General features: G+C 35.3%; 17 protein-coding genes. 14 read left to right on the top strand and 3 right to left on the bottom strand.

Annotated elements, in window-relative coordinates:
• The first annotated feature begins 2 nt into the window (after positions 1–2).
• The 7 genes from Q0992_RS06315 (at position 3) to sufD (ending at position 5,894) form a co-directional block, all read left to right on the top strand.
• The gene (locus Q0992_RS06315) at positions 3–1,058 is read left to right on the top strand and encodes a cytochrome c peroxidase (protein WP_299521499.1); all 1,056 of its coding nucleotides are present in this window, start codon (positions 3–5) and stop codon (positions 1,056–1,058) included.
• 105 nt (positions 1,059–1,163) lie between these two features.
• Complete coding sequence (locus tag Q0992_RS06320; protein WP_299521500.1) at positions 1,164–1,406, top strand: hypothetical protein; 243 nt, start codon at positions 1,164–1,166, stop codon at positions 1,404–1,406.
• A gap of 105 nt (positions 1,407–1,511) precedes the next feature.
• Positions 1,512–1,841: an iron-sulfur cluster assembly accessory protein gene (locus Q0992_RS06325; protein ID WP_299521501.1), complete on the top strand. Its 330-nt coding sequence runs from the start codon at positions 1,512–1,514 to the stop codon at positions 1,839–1,841.
• Positions 1,842–1,850: 9 nt separating this feature from the next.
• Positions 1,851–3,299, top strand: coding sequence for a Fe-S cluster assembly protein SufB (gene sufB, locus Q0992_RS06330; RefSeq protein ID WP_299521502.1), 1,449 nt, complete (start codon positions 1,851–1,853; stop codon positions 3,297–3,299).
• Between the two features lie 10 nt (positions 3,300–3,309).
• On the top strand, positions 3,310–3,726 hold the full coding sequence (locus Q0992_RS06335; protein ID WP_299521503.1) for a hypothetical protein: 417 nt from the start codon (positions 3,310–3,312) through the stop codon (positions 3,724–3,726).
• 8 nt (positions 3,727–3,734) lie between these two features.
• The gene (gene sufC, locus Q0992_RS06340; protein ID WP_299521504.1) at positions 3,735–4,487 is read left to right on the top strand and encodes a Fe-S cluster assembly ATPase SufC; all 753 of its coding nucleotides are present in this window, start codon (positions 3,735–3,737) and stop codon (positions 4,485–4,487) included.
• Positions 4,488–4,580: 93 nt separating this feature from the next.
• Positions 4,581–5,894, top strand: a complete 1,314-nt coding sequence (sufD, locus tag Q0992_RS06345; RefSeq protein ID WP_299521538.1) for a Fe-S cluster assembly protein SufD — start codon at positions 4,581–4,583, stop codon at positions 5,892–5,894.
• Between the two features lie 33 nt (positions 5,895–5,927).
• Here sufD and Q0992_RS06350 read toward each other — a convergent pair whose 3' ends face one another.
• Positions 5,928–6,305, bottom strand: coding sequence for a hypothetical protein (locus Q0992_RS06350; protein WP_299521505.1), 378 nt, complete (start codon positions 6,303–6,305; stop codon positions 5,928–5,930).
• 1 nt (position 6,306) lies between these two features.
• On the bottom strand, positions 6,307–6,600 hold the full coding sequence (locus Q0992_RS06355; RefSeq protein WP_299521506.1) for a hypothetical protein: 294 nt from the start codon (positions 6,598–6,600) through the stop codon (positions 6,307–6,309).
• 159 nt (positions 6,601–6,759) lie between these two features.
• Between Q0992_RS06355 and Q0992_RS06360 the strand changes: the two genes are divergently transcribed.
• The 6 genes from Q0992_RS06360 to Q0992_RS06385 all read left to right on the top strand — a co-directional run bounded on the left by Q0992_RS06360 (position 6,760) and on the right by Q0992_RS06385 (position 11,230).
• Positions 6,760–7,989, top strand: coding sequence for an aminotransferase class V-fold PLP-dependent enzyme (locus Q0992_RS06360; protein ID WP_299521507.1), 1,230 nt, complete (start codon positions 6,760–6,762; stop codon positions 7,987–7,989).
• Between the two features lie 113 nt (positions 7,990–8,102).
• Positions 8,103–8,876: an META domain-containing protein gene (locus tag Q0992_RS06365; RefSeq protein WP_299521508.1), complete on the top strand. Its 774-nt coding sequence runs from the start codon at positions 8,103–8,105 to the stop codon at positions 8,874–8,876.
• 32 nt (positions 8,877–8,908) lie between these two features.
• Positions 8,909–9,331: a SufE family protein gene (locus Q0992_RS06370; protein WP_299521509.1), complete on the top strand. Its 423-nt coding sequence runs from the start codon at positions 8,909–8,911 to the stop codon at positions 9,329–9,331.
• 2 nt (positions 9,332–9,333) lie between these two features.
• Positions 9,334–9,660: a DUF59 domain-containing protein gene (locus tag Q0992_RS06375; RefSeq protein ID WP_299521510.1), complete on the top strand. Its 327-nt coding sequence runs from the start codon at positions 9,334–9,336 to the stop codon at positions 9,658–9,660.
• A 1-nt stretch (position 9,661) separates the two neighbouring features.
• A complete protein-coding gene (locus Q0992_RS06380) occupies positions 9,662–10,174 on the top strand; it encodes a DUF2480 family protein (RefSeq protein WP_299521511.1) in 513 nt (170 codons plus the stop codon).
• A gap of 123 nt (positions 10,175–10,297) precedes the next feature.
• Positions 10,298–11,230, top strand: a complete 933-nt coding sequence (locus Q0992_RS06385; protein ID WP_299521512.1) for a DUF3078 domain-containing protein — start codon at positions 10,298–10,300, stop codon at positions 11,228–11,230.
• A 50-nt stretch (positions 11,231–11,280) separates the two neighbouring features.
• Here Q0992_RS06385 and hflX read toward each other — a convergent pair whose 3' ends face one another.
• Positions 11,281–12,492, bottom strand: coding sequence for a GTPase HflX (gene hflX / locus Q0992_RS06390; protein WP_299521513.1), 1,212 nt, complete (start codon positions 12,490–12,492; stop codon positions 11,281–11,283).
• Between the two features lie 72 nt (positions 12,493–12,564).
• Between hflX and Q0992_RS06395 the strand changes: the two genes are divergently transcribed.
• Complete coding sequence (locus tag Q0992_RS06395; RefSeq protein WP_299521514.1) at positions 12,565–13,503, top strand: endonuclease/exonuclease/phosphatase family protein; 939 nt, start codon at positions 12,565–12,567, stop codon at positions 13,501–13,503.
• The last annotated feature ends 105 nt before the right edge of the window (positions 13,504–13,608 follow it).

Below are 13,608 nucleotides of genomic sequence, written 5' to 3' on the forward strand. Positions count from 1 at the left end.
AGATGAAAAAAGGATGGTATTGGATATTCTTGATTTTCCTTTATCTGAATTGCTCAGATGATGATACTGGTTATGAACCTACACCAATGCCTTTAAATATACCTGAGATTTTTTCAACCAATATTATTCCGCCGGTTATTCCTTCGGACAACCCACAAACCGTTGAAGGCGTTGCTCTAGGTAAAAAACTGTTTTTCGATACCATTTTATCAGCCGATGGGACAAAATCCTGTGCCTCTTGCCACTCGCCCCAAAATGCCTTTACAGACAACTCACCAACAAGTGTGGGTATTGACGGCATTGCAGGAATGCGTAACTCCATGCCTATTTTTAACTTAGCTTGGAACGACAATGAACGTTTCAATTGGGATGGAAGTGCTTTGAGCTTAGAACGACAAGCAGAGGAACCCGTTCAAAATCCTATAGAACTACATAGTAATTGGGATAATGTAGTAGATCGTTTACTAGCGCATCCCGAATATCCTGAACTATTCGAACTGGCATTTAAAACATCTACAATAACAAAAGAGTTAACTACTAAGGCCATCGCTCAATTTGAACGCACACTGATTTCGGCCAATTCAAAGTTCGACCAATACACTTTAGGTGAAGCAACGTTAACAGCGCAAGAACTGAATGGGCTGAACATTTTTCTTAGGGAAGATAAAGGGGACTGCTTTCATTGTCATGGCTCACCTAATAGCCCACTTTGGACCAATAACGATTTTCATAATAATGGCTTGGATGCTACATTTACAGATTTAGGTTTAGGAGCGGTTACTGGCGACCCTAGTGACAATGGTAAATTCCGTACACCCTCCCTACGGAATTTAGCCTATACAGCACCATATATGCACGATGGTAGATTTGCAACACTAGACGAGGTCATAGATCATTACAGTGAAGGACTACAGAACTCTCCAACCATAGACCCTTTGATGAAGCAAATTGCCCAAGGAGGCGTGCAATTAACTGCTCAAGAAAAAGCAGATTTAAAAGCATTTTTATTAACACTGTCTGACACTTCGTTCATCAATAATCCTGAATTTCAAAATTAGTTTTGTAAGAATAATCTGTTTTTTTAGTGTGTTTTGTCGAAAAATAATGTGTTTTAGCATTCTTTTCTATAGAAATCACTAAATTTTCAATCCCAAATTTTCTCGATGAAACCTACTTCAAACAAAGCGCTACCATGTGCTGTGTTTGGTCATAATTATGTGAAAACCAAAACAAATTCTGACCAAACAACAGAACTCACTTGCAGCCATTGTGGTACTGTAGTAACTACGGACCAACATGGTAATTTTGATGAGCTAAGCATAGCTAATAAACATATCCAATCCACGCTTAGACAATTATTTCATCTCAATCTTCAAATATCCAAGCCTAATTTTCTTAAACTATAGGAAAATTCTATTAAATCATATGCTAATATAATGTTAGCAAACAAGGTAAAACCTTAGCTATATCGTATATTTGCATACAATTTAGAATTAATCTACTTTAACATTATGATTAAAGTTTCAGAACAAGCAAAGAAAAAAGTCGTTGAGTTGATGAGTGATGACGGCTATAATCCAGATACCGATTACATTAGAGTAGGAGTAAAAAGTGGTGGATGCTCTGGTTTGTCGTACGATTTAAAATTTGACAAGGAACAAGTTGATGGTGATAAAGTATTTGAGGACAATGGCGTAAAAATTATCGTAGATAAAAAGAGTTTTCTCTACCTCATAGGCACCACACTCGAATATTCAGGTGGACTAAACGGGACCGGATTTGTATTTAATAATCCAAATGCTAATCGCACCTGCGGTTGTGGAGAATCATTTTCACTTTAAAAAAGACTCATGAGTAAATATACTGAAGACGATTTAAGGGAAGAATTAAAAACCAAAGAATACGAATATGGTTTTTATACAGATATAGAATCTGACACCTTCCCTAATGGCCTAAACGAAGACATCGTTAGAGCAATTTCTGAAAAGAAAGAAGAACCAGAATGGATGACCGAATGGCGTCTAGAAGCTTTTAAAGTTTGGAAAGAAATGACCGAACCAGAATGGGCTAACGTTAATTATGAAAAACCCGATTTTCAAGCTATATCTTACTATTCGGCACCTAATAGCAAACCAAAATACGATAGTTTAGACGAAGTTGACCCAGAACTTTTGGCAACTTTTGAAAAACTTGGTATTTCCCTTGATGAGCAGAAAAAGTTAGCTGGCGTGGCTATGGATGTTGTTGTTGATTCGGTATCCGTAGCAACAACATTCAAAAAAACATTAGCTGAAAAAGGAATCATCTTTATGAGTATTTCTGAAGCCATTCAAGAACATCCTGAATTGGTTAGAAAATATATGGGTACGGTGGTCCCACAAAAAGATAATTTTTATGCAGCGCTAAACTCTGCTGTATTCAGTGACGGATCGTTCTGTTATATTCCGAAAGGTGTGAAATGCCCAATGGAGCTTTCAACATACTTTAGAATTAACCAAGCAGGAACAGGTCAGTTTGAAAGAACATTAGTCATTGCAGATGAAGGTAGTTACGTAAGTTACCTTGAAGGCTGTACAGCACCAAGTAGAGATGAAAATCAATTACATGCTGCTGTTGTTGAGCTGATTGCTTTAGACAACGCCGAAATAAAATATTCAACCGTTCAAAACTGGTATCCTGGTAATGCTGAAGGTAAAGGTGGTGTTTACAACTTTGTGACCAAACGTGGCCTTTGTGAGAATAATGCCAAAATCTCTTGGACCCAAGTAGAAACAGGTTCTGCCATTACGTGGAAATATCCTTCATGCGTACTAAAAGGTGACAATTCAGTTGGTGAATTTTATTCTATCGCAGTCACCAACAATTTCCAACAAGCAGATACAGGAACCAAGATGGTACACCTAGGTAAAAACACAAAATCTACTATTATTTCTAAAGGGATTTCTGCTGGCAAATCCCAAAATTCATATCGTGGATTAGTACAGATTAGTTCTCGCGCAGAGAATGCACGTAACTTTTCGCAATGTGATAGTTTACTCATGGGCAATGAATGTGGAGCACACACTTTTCCATATATAGAAGCTAAAAACAAGTCGGCTCAGATAGAACACGAAGCTACTACCAGTAAAATTGGTGAAGACCAAATTTTTTATTGTAATCAGCGCGGCATAGATACCGAAAAAGCTATAGCCTTAATTGTTAATGGTTTTAGTAAGGAAGTCCTTAATAAACTTCCGATGGAGTTCGCTGTTGAGGCGCAAAAATTATTGGAAATAAGTTTAGAAGGGTCTGTAGGATAAACCATTTATGATGAAAAAATTAGTATGGATTCTTATGATTTCAATTGGTCTTTTTGCTTGTAAAAATGAGCCTAAGCAAGAGGAAATTAGCTTAGAAGAAAATCGTGCTAAATCCTATAACCAAAACGATGGTTTTATTACCATGAAAGGCGAGTTTATATACGATGCTGACAAAAAGGCTGCTGTATTTCAAACACCAAATGAAATTTATGGAGTTGTTGTTGACGACAACTTGCATCTTTTAAATGAAAAAGTAAAACCATTTAAAACAGATGATTATACATCTGTTCCGGTTACCATAAGAGTTAAAAGAATTGAGAATACCAATCAAGATATTCTATGGGACAACATATTAGAAATTAAAGACATATTAAAGGTGGAAGCGCCTAATCCAAATAAAGAAGACGTAATAAAATTAGCAAACTAAATAGAGCAATGTTAAAGATAAAAAACTTACACGCTAGTGTAGATGATAAAGCCATTTTAAAAGGTATTGACCTTCATGTAAAACCAGGAGAAGTACATGCCATCATGGGACCTAATGGTTCTGGTAAAAGTACTTTAGCTGCGGTTGTTGCTGGTAAAGAAGAGTACGAAGTTGAAGAAGGAGAAATTCTCTTAGATGGGGAAAATATTGATGAGTTAGGACCAGAAGAACGTGCTCATAAAGGAGTTTTTATGTCGTTTCAATATCCCGTAGAAATTCCAGGGGTTAGTGTTACCAATTTTATGAAGACCTCAATCAATGAGACCCGAAAGGCCAAGGGCTTAGAGGATATGCCTGCTAACGAAATGCTTAAAATGATTCGTGAGAAGTCTGAAATGTTGGAGATTGACCGTAAGTTTCTATCGCGTTCCTTAAACGAGGGGTTTTCTGGTGGTGAGAAAAAACGAAATGAGATTTTTCAAATGGCTATGTTAGAGCCTAAGTTGGCCATTTTGGATGAAACAGACTCTGGGTTAGACATCGACGCGCTTAGAATTGTCGCTAATGGCGTTAACAAGCTGAAGTCTAAAGACAATGCTGTTATTATCATCACCCACTACCAGAGGTTATTAGACTATATTGTCCCAGACTATGTACATGTTTTAATGGATGGAAAAATAGTAAAATCTGGCGATAAGCAATTAGCTCATAAGCTAGAAGCTAAAGGCTACGACTGGATTAAAGAAGAAGTTGGTGTGTAGCTATTATATTCCTGCCTTCGCATGAATATCGAGTAGCGTTTGTTTACAAATAATAATAAATTGATTCCTGTCTCAGCAGGAATGACAGAAAATATGGAATTAAAAGAAAAACTTGTATCTTCATTCATGGCCTTTGAAAACATGGTCGATATAGATTCTCCAGTCCACGATATAAGAACTGAAGCCATTAAACATTTTGAAGTTGAAGGGTTTCCAACGAAACGCCAAGAAGCTTGGAAATACACATCATTAAATTCGGTGTTAAAACACGATTACAGTGTATTCCCTAAGCATGAAGAAGCTTTAGAGTTTAAAGATGTTAAGAGGTACTTTATCCACGATATAGATTCGTACCAGATCGTTTTCATCGACGGCAAGTATTCCTCACACTTATCGCAAACCACCCACGATGGCATTGACGTTTGCTTAATGTCGGCTGCCTTAACCAAACCAAAGTACAGATTGATTATTGAAAATTATTTCAATAAGATTGCCACTAAAGATGGCTTATCATCATTAAATACCGCATTTTCTGCTGAGGGTGCTTACATTCACATTCCGAAGAATAAATTAGTTGAAAAACCGATTCAAATTCTTCATTTTTCAACCGGAAATGAAGCCGCACTAATGCTTCAGCCACGTAACTTAATCGTTGTTGACGAAAATTCATATGTTCAGATTATTGAGCGTCACCAAAGCTTAACAGACAATCCTGTTTTAACTAATAGTGTTACTGAGGTTTTTACAAACAAGCGCGCTATTGTAGATTACTATAAAATTCAGAATGATAGGGAAACGGCTTCATTAATTGATAATACATTTATCAATCAAAACCGCGAGAGTATCGCAAAAGTGCATACCTTTTCTTTTGGTGGTAAATTGATAAGAAATAATTTGAATTTCTTTCAAAATGGGGAACGCATCGACTCTACCATGAAAGGGATTACCATTATTGGCAACAAACAACACGTAGATCATAATACATTAGTTCACCATATAGAACCCAACTGCGAAAGTCATCAGGACTATAAAGGTATTTTTGATGATAGTTCTACAGGTGTATTTAACGGAAAGGTTATAGTTGAAAAGGAAGCACAAAAGACGAATGCATATCAGGCCAATAATAACATTTTAGTTAGTGACAAAGCGAGCATCAACACTAAACCTCAACTCGAAATTTTTGCGGATGATGTTAAATGCTCTCATGGCTGTACTATCGGACAGCTAGATGACAGTGCCATGTTCTACTTACGTTCGCGTGGTATCCCAGAGAAAGAAGCAAGAGCTTTATTGATGTTTGCCTTTAGTAATAATGTGTTGGATTCCGTAAAAATTCCTGAAATCAAAAACAGAATCACAAAAATTATCGCGAACAAATTAGGAGTTAATATTGGGTTTGATTTGTAATAAATCCATTGTAAAATCAAGCACAACAGCCTATCATGTATTCGACCAGTTATAGGGCGTCCTGCGCTTTCGCTGTAAAGTATAGAATAGGATAGCACTCAAAAAATATAAGATTATATCTATAGGATCTGAGGTATAACGCTCATAATATTGCGGTAAAACAAATTCAAAAAGCACTGCATAAAAAAGCGCTAAGTACAAAACGGGATAAATACGCAGATAATAACCTTTATCGTTTCTAGTAAGTCTTAATAACGCTAAACTAATCGTTAAACAAATGGGTACAATTAAAAAATCATTCACATAATTATTGATGATTCTTGGTAGTTCAAAATGTTGTTTTTGAGCTACGTATATAGCAGTGCCAATGACTACTGAGATTGTGAAGTATAATTTTAAGAACTTATTCATTTTATCCTGCAGCAATAGCAAATACCAACCACGCTATAAATGCCCCAATAGCACTAACCACTAAAAAACCAGAATATAAAATCCAACCTAGTACACGATAGACCATATATCGATGTTGCTGTAAATTATCAATAAAACTTGGAGGGCTCTTTTTTGCCTTTTCTAACCTTTCGGCTTTTTCAGCTTTTATGTGTTGCTCTCGTCTTTTTTTGTATGACAAAAGTGTACCACAATTTTTACAATGATCCCTGTTTTTATTATAGACACCACAATTAATACACTTTACAATTTTCACTTTTTAGCAGTCTTCTATTTTTCGATTTAACTTAAATTGGTTTTTTCAAAAGTGACTTGAAAACTCTTATCATAATAAAGATACTTATGAAATAATGAATCTACTCTTAAAGCATTGTTATAAGTTTTACTTTGTTAACATTGCTTCGTACCTTTGCATATGGAATTAAAGCTAGTGTTAGACGTTCAAAAAATTAGAAAAGACTTTCCGATACTTAATCGTAAAGTCAACGGAAAACCTTTAATCTATTTCGACAATGCAGCAACATCGCAAACACCGCAACAAGTTATTGACGTTATTGTAGATTACTATTCTAACTACAATGCCAATATCCATAGAGGAGTGCATGCACTAAGTCAAGAAGCCACTGATGCTTATGAGCAAGCGCGACTAAAGACCCAAGCGCATTTCAATGCCAAGCATGCCCACGAAATCATTTTTACATCAGGGACGACTCATGGTATCAATTTAGTAGCTAACGGTTTTTCCTCTCTTCTAAAAGAAGGAGATGAAGTCCTAGTTTCTGCTTTAGAGCATCATAGTAATATTGTGCCTTGGCAAATGCTATGTGAAAGAACTGGTGCCACATTAAAAGTGATTCCGATGAACGATAACGGTGAATTGGTACTTTCTGGATTTGATGTCCTTCTAAATGAAAACACAAAGCTGGTTTTCGTCAATCATATATCCAATGCTTTAGGGACTATTAATCCTATAGAATACATCATTGAAAAGGCCCATGAATATGGTGCAGCCGTTTTGGTGGATGGTGCACAATCTTGTCCACATTTAAAACCAGATGTTCAAGCCTTGGATGTCGACTTTTACGTCTGTTCTGCCCATAAGGTTTGCGGACCAACAGGTATTGGTATGCTTTACGGCAAACAAGATTGGCTTAATAAACTACCACCTTATCAAGGAGGTGGAGAAATGATTGCGGAAGTCACTTTTGAAAAAACCACTTACGCCGACTTACCACATAAATTTGAAGCTGGCACGCCAAATGTCTGTGGAGGTATTGCCTTTGGTGCGGCTATTGATTACATGAATGCTATTGGTTTTGCAAACATAGCGCAATATGAACAAGAGCTTTTAGAATATGCCACCAATCAACTACAGCAAATTGAGGGTGTAAAGATTTACGGTACGGCTAAAAATAAGACCTCTGTGATTTCCTTTAATGTTAGTGATATTCATCCCTATGATATCGGTACTATTTTAGATAAAATGGGAATCGCTGTACGTACTGGTCATCATTGTGCCCAACCCATTATGGATTTTTATCAGATTCCAGGTACCATTAGAACCTCCTTTATGTTCTATAACACTAAAGAAGAAATTGACGTTTTCATAGCTTCATTAAAAAAGGCAATTATGATGCTATCTTAAACTTTGGCATTAAAAGTGTATCTTACTTATCAAACGCTTTTAATATGAAAATTTTATTCTCCCTTTTTACTATATTACTCCTTGCGGATTCCTGTAACACCAACAAAAGTACAATGGAAACTAAAAGTTTGAATCAGAATTCCATTTCTGGTGATTACATCATTACAGAAATGAATGATAAAACCATAACAGACGCAGCTTTAAAAATCTCATTTGAAGGCAACTCAAATAATATTAATGGTTTTGGTGGTTGCAATAGCTTTTTTGGAACATATACATTACAGAATAATAGTATAAGTTTTAGCGATATTGCATCATCCAAAAAGTATTGTGGTAAAGAATTAGGAGCGACTGAAACTAATTTCTTTTCAACTTTAAAAACATCCAATAAAATAGAATTGATAGATAATTCTCTAGTTTTTTATAATGACAATACTAAAGTCTTAAAGGCAGAAAGGATAACGATAGCTGAGCCTAACAAAAAAGTACAAACTCGAGAAAATCACATTAGTAGTAATAGTAATGGAACCTTTATTACCTACAAGGCCTTATCAAGAAGCGCATTTGAGTATGTTCAGATTTCAAAATCTGGTATAACTGTATCTCAAGACAGAACTTTACAAGCCTTAGAATCCTATGCATGTAAACCACAAGACTGGGAGGCATTATCCATAATGTTGAAAGAAATAGATATAGAAAATCTAGATAAGCTAAAGGTACCTATAGATAAACGCTTATATGATGGTGCGGCACATGCTACGTTATCCATAATAAAAGGTGATGTTGAAATGATGTCTCCTTCTTTTGATCATGGTACTCCACCAAAGAAAATTGAAGAACTAGTTAATAAAGTGTTATCTATGGGCGAAAATGCATCTAGAAATTAGTGATTTTGTAATTTTGCAGTAAAGAAATGGATATGACTATTGAAGAGATTCAAAATGATATAATAGACGAGTTCTCCATGTTTGATGATTGGGAAGAACGCTACCAATACATGATAGATTTGGGCAAAACCTTACCGCTTATTGACGAAAAATATAAAACCGAAGACCACATCATAAAAGGTTGTCAAAGCAAGGTTTGGGTACATGCCAATATGGAAGATGATACAATTAATTTCACAGCCGACAGTGATGCCATAATCACAAAAGGCATTATTGCCATATTAATTAGAGTGTTTTCTAATCAGCACCCAAAAGATATCATTGAAGCCAATACCGATTTTATTGACAAAATCGGATTAAAAGAGCACTTATCACCTACGAGAGCTAATGGTCTAGTAAGTATGATAAAACAATTAAAAATGTATGCTATTGCATACCAAACCCAATTGAATTAAAAATGAGCGAAGCAACTATAGATACAACCGTACTTGGAGACAAAATTGTAAGAGTTTTAAAAACGATTTATGATCCGGAAATTCCTGTAGATATCTACGAATTAGGATTAATTTATGATGTACTAGTCAATGAAGATTACGAGGTGAAAATACTGATGACTTTAACATCACCTAACTGTCCGGTGGCAGAAACTTTACCACTTGAAGTTGAAGAAAAAGTGAAATCCATAAATGATGTTAAAGATGCTGAGGTTGAGATTACTTTCGACCCTCCTTGGTCACAAGATTTAATGAGCGAAGAAGCCAAATTAGAACTAGGAATGCTATAGTATGGCCGAAGAAATTGTAAATAGGGTCGCCAAAAGTAAACTGAAGGTGATTGACCTAGAGGATTTTTATCCTGAAGGTAAACGCATCTTATTTGATATAAAAGACTGGCTTTTTGAAGGATTGGTGCTCCGCGAAAAAGATTTTAGAGCATCCGTTTCGGCGCATAATTGGTCACAATACAGAGATTGCTATGTCGCCTTATATTGTTCTACTGATGCCATAGTGCCAGATTGGGCCTACATGCTCATATCCATGCAACTTCAAGGTGTTGCCCAATTAACAGTTATTGGCTCTTTAGAGCATTTGGAATCTATAGTTTACACTTCAATTATTTCAAATTTAGACGTATCTATTTATCAAGATATGCCTGTAATCATTAAAGGGTGTGCCCATAAACCTGTGCCTTCTAATGCACTGGTACTGCTTTCCCAAAAGCTAAAACCAATTGCTAAATCCATCATGTTTGGTGAAGCTTGTTCATCGGTTCCTCTTTTTAAACGAAAAAAAATGTGACCTTACCTCAATTATAAGGTCTAAGTGGTATTGATTTCCAAATATTTATATATTAATCAGAGATCAATAAAGCTTATATTTGCACGCAAATAACAACTTTGATTTACTAAACTATTACTCATTATGAACAAAAAATTAATTTTTTCGACATTGTTAATGTTGGTTATAACTTTTGGTTTTTCCCAGACAAAAGAGGAGTTAGAAGCTCAAAAAGCTGAGAAACAAGCTGAAGCCGACAAATTTCAGGCAGAAGCTGATGCTCTACAAGCACAAATTGATGCCTTACCAGGATGGAGAGTCGGTGCATTCGGTACTATTGGTGGTAGCTTATCTAATTTTAGCAAGTGGTATGCTCAAGGAGCACCTAATAACCAATCTGGTACCATTGGTTTTACGGTTAATGCATTTGCTAATAAAATTGAGGACAAATACTTTTGGAGAAATAGTCTAAATACAAATTTTAATTGGACAAAATTAGATGATAAGGACGATCCTAATGACAGTGAAAATTTTGAACCTACGACAGACGTATTCAATTTAACATCGCTTTACGGTCATAGACTAAGCGACAAGTGGGCGGTTTCTGGTTTAGCAGAATACAGAACCACTATACTCAATAACTTCAATGATCCTGGTTACTTAGATTTGGGTGTTGGTTTCACTTGGACTCCCATTACGGATTTGGTCGTGGTGATTCATCCAGCCAACTACAATTTCGTGTTCTCTAGCGGAGATACGGTTTTCGATTCGTCTTTTGGTGCAAAGATTGTTGCCGATTACACCAGACAAATTGGAAAAATTAACTTTAAAACCAACCTTTCGGCTTTTCAAAGTTACGAGGACAGTAACCTCTCTAACTGGACATGGATTAACTCTTTTGCTTACACCTTATGGAAAGGTATTGGTGTTGGTTTTGACTTTGGTCTAAGAAGTAATCATCAAGAAGCTGTTAATTTTGAACAGACTAGAACAGGAGGAAATCCTGACGCCACATTTGATGATGTAGATAATGATATTCAAAGCTATTACACAGTTGGTTTAAGCTACAATTTCTAGAAAACTGTAAAAAGCTTATAAAAAAAGAGGATGAATAGTATCCTCTTTTTTTATGCAATATCTTCAATATCCGGATAGAGAAAATGGTTATACGGAAATCTTGTGATGTGAATTTGTCTTACCGCCTTGTAGACACGTTTTCTAAATTCATCTAAGTTTTCTTTATTTAATGCAGAAATAAATAAGGCATTGTCACCTATTTTAGACATCCAGGTTTTTTTCCAATCCTCTATGCTATAATTGGCTTTTGTTCTATCAGCGACTAAATCTTCTTCATCAAATGGCTCAGGTTTGTAAGCATCAATTTTATTAAAAATCATAATGGTTGGCTTGTCTTTGCTATCAATCTCATCCAGAATCTGATTAACCGATTCTATGTGCTCCTCAAAATTGGAATGCGAAATATCTACAACGTGCAACAATAGGTCTGCTTCTCTTACCTCATCGAGTGTACTTTTAAAGGACTCAACTAATTGTGTAGGTAACTTTCTAATAAAACCAACCGTATCACTTACTAAAAATGGTAAATTACCGATAACTACTTTTCTAACAGTTGTATCTAGAGTAGCAAACAACTTGTTTTCTGCAAAGACTTCACTTTTACTAATAACATTCATTAATGTAGACTTTCCAACATTGGTATAGCCTACAAGGGCAACCCTCACCATTTTACCTCGGTTACCTCTTTGTACAGCCATTTGCTTATCAATAGTTTTGATTTTGGATTTCAAAAGAGAAATCTTATCGCGAACAATACGTCTATCTGTTTCAATTTCGGTTTCACCTGGGCCACGCATACCTATACCCCCTTTTTGGCGTTCAAGGTGAGTCCACATCCCTTTTAGTCTTGGTAATAAGTATTCCAATTGTGCCAATTCAACCTGCGTTCTGGCATAACTAGTTTGAGCGCGCTGAGCAAAAATATCTAGGATAAGATTGGTCCTATCTAGTATTTTGCAGTTCAATATTTTACTGATGTTACGTTCTTGTGCAGGAGATAATTCATCATCAAAAATGACAGTCCCAATCGCATTCTCCTTTACAAAATGCATTACCTCATCCATCTTACCAGTACCAATAAACGTTTTAGGATTTGGCATGGTCATTTTTTGGGTGTAACGCTTTACCACTTCTCCACCTGCTGTGTAAGTAAGGAATTCCAACTCATCCAAATATTCTTTAGATTGGGCTTCATCTTGATCTTGGGTTATTATACCTATAAGTACAACTTTTTCTAAAGCGATGTCCTTTTTCTCTATCATAAATAAATCAAAGTGCAAAGTTAAACAAATGACATATTCTAAAAACACTTTAAATATCCTATATTTAATGCTATGAATAAATATACCATTGCCTTTTATAATATCGAAAACTTATTTGATATTGAAAATAATCCATTAACTAATGATGACGATTTTTTACCTACCTCTGTAAAGCGTTGGACTCCTAAACGTTATGAAAATAAACTACGAAAATTAGGTGCTGTTATTTCTAAAATAGGTGAAGATGACACAAAAATTGCACCTGTAATTGTTGGTCTTGCTGAAGTCGAAAACAAAAAGGTTTTGTCAGATTTAGTGCAAAGTAAAAATCTTATCGACGAAGACTATAGTTATGTGCACTATGATTCTTCGGACGAACGAGGTATTGACGTCGCTCTGTTGTATAAAAGTGATTATTTTAAATTGGAACATTCTGAAACGTATTCAGTATATCTTCAAACAGAAACAGGTGAAAGAGATTATACCAGAGATATCCTCTTAGTGCAGGGAACATTAAATAACGAATCGCTTAACATCATTGTAAACCATTGGTCCTCTAGACGAGAAGGAGAAAAGGAAACCGAATACAAACGTATAGCCGCAGTCAATGTTGTAAATTCTATTATTCACAAGTTGAAAAAAGATGATGATAAAGCTAAAATAATCGTGATGGGAGACTTTAATGATAACCCAGATAATGACAGTATAGAATTGCTAGAGGAAAAAGGTAATTTATTTAACCCTTTTAAAACGGTTTGGTCAAAAGATAATGGTAGTATAAATCATGATTTTAAATGGAATTTGTTTGATCAGATTTTGTTTTCGACTAATTTTTTTGATAGCTCCAATAATATTCTGGCCTTTGATAAAGCCAATGTATTTAATAATCGGTTTTTAACGCAATATCACGGAAAATATAAAGGACAGCCTTTTAGAACTTATGTTGGCAAAAAATATAAAGGTGGTTATAGCGACCATTTTCCCGTTTACATACAGCTTAAAACATCATAAACCATTTGTCGATTAATACGGTAGTTAATCTATTATAACATTGTTAACATCTTGTTAATAGTCATTTTTTATATATTCGAGTTTATATAAAAAAGGTGACTAACC

Origin of the sequence: Winogradskyella sp., assembly GCF_028289625.1 — a bacterium.
Taxonomy (GTDB): Bacteria; Bacteroidota; Bacteroidia; order Flavobacteriales; family Flavobacteriaceae; genus Winogradskyella.

What these genes read in the sequence shown, in the direction of transcription:
- Q0992_RS06395 (WP_299521514.1), top strand. Translation starts at nt 12,565, where the DNA reads ATGAATAAATATACCATTGCCTTTTATAATATCGAAAACTTATTTGAT.
- Q0992_RS06370 (WP_299521509.1), top strand. Translation starts at nt 8,909, where the DNA reads ATGACTATTGAAGAGATTCAAAATGATATAATAGACGAGTTCTCCATG.
- Q0992_RS06375 (WP_299521510.1), top strand. Translation starts at nt 9,334, where the DNA reads ATGAGCGAAGCAACTATAGATACAACCGTACTTGGAGACAAAATTGTA.
- Q0992_RS06335 (WP_299521503.1), top strand. Translation starts at nt 3,310, where the DNA reads ATGAAAAAATTAGTATGGATTCTTATGATTTCAATTGGTCTTTTTGCT.
- sufC (WP_299521504.1), top strand. Translation starts at nt 3,735, where the DNA reads ATGTTAAAGATAAAAAACTTACACGCTAGTGTAGATGATAAAGCCATT.
- Q0992_RS06380 (WP_299521511.1), top strand. Translation starts at nt 9,662, where the DNA reads ATGGCCGAAGAAATTGTAAATAGGGTCGCCAAAAGTAAACTGAAGGTG.
- Q0992_RS06385 (WP_299521512.1), top strand. Translation starts at nt 10,298, where the DNA reads ATGAACAAAAAATTAATTTTTTCGACATTGTTAATGTTGGTTATAACT.
- sufD (WP_299521538.1), top strand. Translation starts at nt 4,581, where the DNA reads ATGGAATTAAAAGAAAAACTTGTATCTTCATTCATGGCCTTTGAAAAC.
- hflX (WP_299521513.1), bottom strand. Translation starts at nt 12,492, where the DNA reads ATGATAGAGAAAAAGGACATCGCTTTAGAAAAAGTTGTACTTATAGGT.
- Q0992_RS06325 (WP_299521501.1), top strand. Translation starts at nt 1,512, where the DNA reads ATGATTAAAGTTTCAGAACAAGCAAAGAAAAAAGTCGTTGAGTTGATG.
- Q0992_RS06320 (WP_299521500.1), top strand. Translation starts at nt 1,164, where the DNA reads ATGAAACCTACTTCAAACAAAGCGCTACCATGTGCTGTGTTTGGTCAT.
- sufB (WP_299521502.1), top strand. Translation starts at nt 1,851, where the DNA reads ATGAGTAAATATACTGAAGACGATTTAAGGGAAGAATTAAAAACCAAA.
- Q0992_RS06350 (WP_299521505.1), bottom strand. Translation starts at nt 6,305, where the DNA reads ATGAATAAGTTCTTAAAATTATACTTCACAATCTCAGTAGTCATTGGC.
- Q0992_RS06360 (WP_299521507.1), top strand. Translation starts at nt 6,760, where the DNA reads ATGGAATTAAAGCTAGTGTTAGACGTTCAAAAAATTAGAAAAGACTTT.
- Q0992_RS06365 (WP_299521508.1), top strand. Translation starts at nt 8,103, where the DNA reads ATGGAAACTAAAAGTTTGAATCAGAATTCCATTTCTGGTGATTACATC.
- Q0992_RS06315 (WP_299521499.1), top strand. Translation starts at nt 3, where the DNA reads ATGAAAAAAGGATGGTATTGGATATTCTTGATTTTCCTTTATCTGAAT.